The 5,072-nt window shown below is 64.2% G+C and carries 5 protein-coding genes; 3 read left to right on the top strand and 2 right to left on the bottom strand.

Annotation, left to right across the window (positions count from 1 at the left end):
- A partial coding sequence (locus AC1DRP_RS35795; RefSeq protein ID WP_476771048.1) for a methyltransferase occupies positions 1–918 on the bottom strand: 918 nt, incomplete at its 3' end.
- A 439-nt stretch (positions 919–1,357) separates the two neighbouring features.
- Between AC1DRP_RS35795 and AC1DRP_RS35790 the strand changes: the two genes are divergently transcribed.
- A complete protein-coding gene (locus tag AC1DRP_RS35790; RefSeq protein WP_476771047.1) occupies positions 1,358–1,597 on the top strand; it encodes a hypothetical protein in 240 nt (79 codons plus the stop codon).
- A 756-nt stretch (positions 1,598–2,353) separates the two neighbouring features.
- On the opposite strand, the gene AC1DRP_RS35785 is transcribed toward AC1DRP_RS35790, so the two are convergent.
- The gene (locus AC1DRP_RS35785; RefSeq protein ID WP_441506891.1) at positions 2,354–2,671 is read right to left on the bottom strand and encodes a hypothetical protein; all 318 of its coding nucleotides are present in this window, start codon (positions 2,669–2,671) and stop codon (positions 2,354–2,356) included.
- A gap of 284 nt (positions 2,672–2,955) precedes the next feature.
- Between AC1DRP_RS35785 and AC1DRP_RS35780 the strand changes: the two genes are divergently transcribed.
- Together AC1DRP_RS35780 and AC1DRP_RS35775 are read left to right on the top strand one after the other, a co-directional pair.
- Positions 2,956–3,327 carry a hypothetical protein gene (locus AC1DRP_RS35780; RefSeq protein ID WP_476771046.1) on the top strand — a complete coding sequence of 124 codons (372 nt, stop codon included), beginning with the start codon at positions 2,956–2,958 and terminating at the stop codon, positions 3,325–3,327.
- Positions 3,216–4,949, top strand: coding sequence for a calcium-binding protein (locus tag AC1DRP_RS35775; protein ID WP_476771045.1), 1,734 nt, complete (start codon positions 3,216–3,218; stop codon positions 4,947–4,949). The genes AC1DRP_RS35780 and AC1DRP_RS35775 overlap by 112 nt, the downstream gene beginning before the upstream one ends.
- Positions 4,950–5,072 lie beyond the last annotated feature (123 nt).

The following is a 5,072-nucleotide window of genomic DNA, read 5'->3' as shown; positions in this document are numbered from 1 at the left end:
GTCGAAGGCATCGCCGAACTCGATCAGCATGTTGAGGGACATCGTCAGGCCGAAGGCATTTTCGCGCCTCGCATTGTCGATGAGGGCCTCGATCACCACGAAGGCGCCGCCCGGCGGCAGGGCGTCATAGGCTTTGCGGATCAGCGCCTTCTTCTTCTCCAGGTTCCAGTCATGCAGGATCATCCCCATGGTGATGACATCGGCCCTGGGCAGAGCATCGGCGAAGAAGTCGCCCCCCACCGCCGCGACCCGGTCGCTCAGGCCCGCCTGTTCGATCCGGCGCAGGGCGATCGGCACGACCTTCGGGAGATCGAAGCTGGTGCAGCGCATATGCGGATGCGCGGCCGCGACCATGCAGGAGAGCTGCCCGGTCGCGCCGCCGACATCGCAAAGGCTGCTGAATCTTGAGAAGTCGAAAGCCTCCGCAAACAGTTTGAAATTGCCGGCCGAGATCCCGGACATCGCGTTCATGAACTGCTCGAGCCGCGCCGGGTCGGCATAGAGCGTGGCGAAGACGGATTCTCCGGAATGCCTGGTCTCGTTCTGCGGCTTGCCGGTTTTCAGAGCCTCGGTGAGGTCTCCCCAGAAGCGGAAGAGGCGCGCATTCGCCATTTCCAGGATGCCGCCGATATAGGCCGGGCTGTTCCGGTCCAGGAAGAAGGCGCTGTCGGGCGTATTCGCATAGCGCGCCCCGGGGCCGTCGCCGTCACGGTCGAGAAATCGGAGCGCGACCAGCGCATCGGGAAAATCCGGGATGGCGCGCGGACTGAGCTGCAAGGAAGCGGCGATCTCGCCAGCCGTCATCGGCTGTTTGGCGAGCGTCGTGAAAAGCCCCAGCTCGACGGCGGAAAGCAGCGTCTTCGAGGCAAAGAACCCCATCCCGACCTGCATGATATGCGACGGATCAAGCCCGGACATGATGGCCCTCGTGCTCGTCGGTATCGCCCCCGGGGAAACCACGGCCCCTGGCGATGCCGATCCTAGCACAGGTGGCCGCAAACCCCGCCGCATCAACCCCCTCGTCGGAAAGGCGCGCGGCTCGCCTTTGGTCGATATTGCAACCCATGGGCGCATTCTGCAGGAATGAGCTGCAGCTTGCGATTCAGCGTCCAGGCCGAAGCATTATGCGGGCAGGAGGCTCGGGTCATGGCAGGCAAGGGGCGCAGAAGACTGCGCCGGGTCATGCGGGGTGAGCCGATCCGCGGATGCCGCCAAGGCCATCTCCGTAATGCCCGGCGAAATCGTCCGGCTGATCAGCCGGGCCCGCCAAGTCGCGCGATGCGACAGATCAGATGCAACCCCTCGATATCACCAATGGAGCGCTCGGAGCGTTCTGCGGACAGGAAATGGGGGCATCGTGAATTTTGCTAAGTTACGAGCGCTTGTCCCGGCTTATGGGAGCAGGTTTAGAGAACTTGCCATAGCTCATGAGAAGAGTTTCAGGGTGCTGTTTGGTTCCGCATTTATGATGGCTTTGGCCTTGCCGTATCTCATTATGTTCCATGTCGAATCTTGGGGTGATACTTTACAGTTTTCGACCTTTATGGGTGTGAGCGCGGGGGTGGGATCGCATCTGGCGGATAAGGTCGTCTCCTGATCGTTGCGGCTACTGGTGGCCCTTGGCGGGCGGGGCCAGTTTGCGTTGGAAGGGCCCAGGGGAGGTCGCCCCGAGGCTGCCCAGGGACCGTTGGGTCGTGACACCGGTTCTGACCCGGCTTCCCTGAAGCCCGCCGCCAGCCGTCTGGCTGTCATTCCAGTATTCGCGGCGCGCGCTGGCATTCGGGGTAGGGAGCGTCAAGAAATCGACCTACGATTGCATTTCGGTGCCGCGTTTCGGGTGTGGCGCTTAAGCAACTGCTGCCGAATACTTGCGCCTCAAAAGGTCGAATTCATGCGTTTCTGCTTGTCCTTTGCCGGCAACGGCGCGAGCCTCCGCCCCGTCGTTGAGTGCGTGAGGGAGTTTGCCCATGAATGCGCAATCAAGATCTGACCTGACGATGACCCGTTGTCACTGGGTTCTGTTCCGGACAGCGATCGTCGTGATCCTCGCAGCAGCCGTGTTGGCGCCGCTGACCCGGTGACGGGACAGCGCCGGCACAGTCCTGGATAAGATGCCCCGATCCGGCAGGCATATCTGGATCGGGGCCATGATCGCGATCATTCTCGTGTTCTACGCGTTCACGCATCCGTTCCGGATCGTCCTGCTCCGCGCGCTGGGCTATTGAGCGGCGCGGTGCTGACGGACGGCAGGATTGCGAGAACCGACATCGGCCCTCCGCGCCGCGCAGTCATGCGGCGCGCGGATTTGCAGCGCGGAGCCGGGCAGAGGAGCCCAGGCCCGACGCGACGTTGATCACGCTTCGGGCGCTCTCATCAGCCGCGGCCTTCCTGTCTCGGCGAAGGGATCGGCTGCCAGGGCGGCGGCGAGCGCGTCAGGCGGAACGAGCTCGCCGCCAAGCGTCTCATGGAAGGCGTGGGCGAGGCTCGCCTCACGAAAGCAGACCCGTATGGCGCCCTTGTCCCGCTTCACCGAGACGGCGCGGTACGTGATCTTCCAGCGCTCGAGCCAAGCGTCCATCTCCTCGAGCCTGCAGAGGAAATCGTCACCCTCGGCAACGACCAGGACCTGATGTCGCCAGGGCCTTATGGCCGGTTCACCACCCTCAACCATCGCGTCACCCTCAACCCGGTCGCAATTCGGCCATACCCGCCGTTCTTCGCGGTCAATGGTCCATCCTACATCCGCCAAACTGACATTTCGCTGACAGGACCTGTCAGCTTCGCGCGCGAGGGCTGCTGATAGACAGCGCCACTCCCAAGCGGGGCCGAACCTCGCCCGCTTGATCGTGACGAGACGGCGGAGGACGGACTCGCCCAGATCCGAGCATCAGCGTCCGCCCGCCAAGAAAAGTCCGTGGGCTCCTAGGGGCATTTCCACCAATTCGGAGCAGGATCATGGCCAATATCGACGGCACAACGGGAGACGACACGCTCTTCGGAACGGAAGACGCCGACCTCATCCGTGGTTTGGCGGGCGCCGATTTCATCCTCGGCTTCGGCGGCAATGATACGCTCGACGGCGGCGGCGATGACGATCAGCTGGCCGGCGGAGGCGGCGCCGACGTGCTGCAGGGCGGCGCCTCGGCAGCGCGATCGGGACCAGCGGCGATGGGCTGGCGGCCATCTCCTATGCGTTCAACGGCGGCAACACCTTTGTGCTCGCCGACAGCAACGACAATGGCAGCTATGACGCGGGCGATCTCACGATCCGCCTCAACGGCCAGCTCAATCTCGTCCAGTCGGATTTCGGCAGCACGCATTTTGTGATCGCCGGCGGCAATGGCGCGGATACGCTGAACGGCACCCAGGGGAACGACACGATCCTGGGGCTTGGCGGCAACGACACGATTAATGGCCGCGGCGGCGACGATAACATCGAAGGTGGCAACGGCGCTGACACGCTGACGGGCGGGGACGGCAACGATTTCATCCAGGGCGGCAATGGCGCCGACACGATCAATGGCGGCGAAGGCCGCGACTTCCTGACAGGCGATGCCGGCAATGACACGATCGATGGCGGCGCGGGTGATGACGGCGGGCTGGCGGGTGGCGACGGCAACGATACGGTGTCCGGCGGTGCCGGCGACGACAATGTCGACGGCGATGATGGGGCCGACACGCTTTCGGGCGGCATCGGCGACGACGACATGTTCGGCGGCGACGGCGCCGATGCGATGTTCGGGGACGCCGGCGCCGACGAATTGTTCGGTGGCCGGGGCAGCGATCAGTTGAGCGGTGGCGCGGGCGCCGACGAGCTGGAAGGCGAAGAAGGCGCCGACCGGATCGAGGGCGGCGGCGGCAACGACCAGTTCAACTTCAACGCCGGCGCCTTCCAGCCGGATTCGAGCTTCTCGGTGCGCGATTTCGTTGCCGATTTCCAGCGTGCCGGACTGGCCGACGGCGATGTGCTCCAGCTCTCCGGCGGCGATTTCGCCTGGGTCGGCCAGATCGAGGCCAATCCACGGATCGGAGCGGCCCTGCCGGGCGGCGGCGATGAGCTGACGCAGCTGGGTTATATCCAGCGTGCCGGCAATACGTTCCTGGTGGCCGACACCAATGATGACGGCCTGCTCGATGCCGATGATTTCACGGTCGAGTTTGCCGGCCTGCAGAGCTTCACGACCGGCGATTTCACCAACACCGACTTCGTCATCGCCGGCACGAATGGCGATGATGTCATTACTGGCACGCGGGACGATGACCGGATCTTCGCCGCTGGCGGCAATGACCAGGTCACCGGGCTTGGCGGCAGCGACGAGATCCATGGCGGCGCCGGCGACGATATCCTCGATGGCGGCCCGGGCGGCTTCGACAATCTGTTCGGCGAGGCGGGCAACGACCGGTTGACGCTCGCGACCAGTGACGGCGGCGGCGTCGCCTCGGGCGGCGAGGGCGACGACGTCCTCTTCGGCAGCGACAGCTCCTTCAGCAATTTCGACAACAGCCTGCAGGGCGATGCCGGCAATGACGAACTGCATGCCGGCGCGGTCGGCTCGGGCATGAACGGGGGAGGTGGCTCCGATCGGCTGGTCAGCGGTGTGGCCGACGACCAGATGGAGGCCGGCCGCGACGAGTTCGGCTTCGATCTCGACAATGCACAGGACCTCTTCGTCTACAGCGGAACCGGGCGCTGGAGCACGGAGGGCAGTTTCTTCGGCGACACGGTCTCCGGCTTCCAGGACGGCTCGGACCTGTTCGACCTGCGCGGCAGCGGCCTGCAATTCGCCGACCTCTCGATCGTCAACGAGGACTTCCAGACGACGATCACCTCGGAGCGCGGGCAGATCACGCTCTTCGAGAGCTTTGGGCAGGAGGTTTTTCTCAACCAGGATGATTTTCTGTTCGGCCCGGCGCCCGCGCCGTTCTCGACCGATCCGCTGTTTATCTAAGGCATCGGCCCGAAAAGTGGTTTCCGGTTTTCGGGCCAGCCGATGCCGGCAGCAAAGGTTCATCGGCCCGAAAAGTGGTTTCCGGTTTTCGGGCCAGCCGATGCCGGCAGCAAAGGTTCATCG

Source organism: Allobosea sp. 01N443 (assembly GCF_056399325.1).
This window is presented reverse-complemented; position numbering and strand designations above follow the sequence as displayed.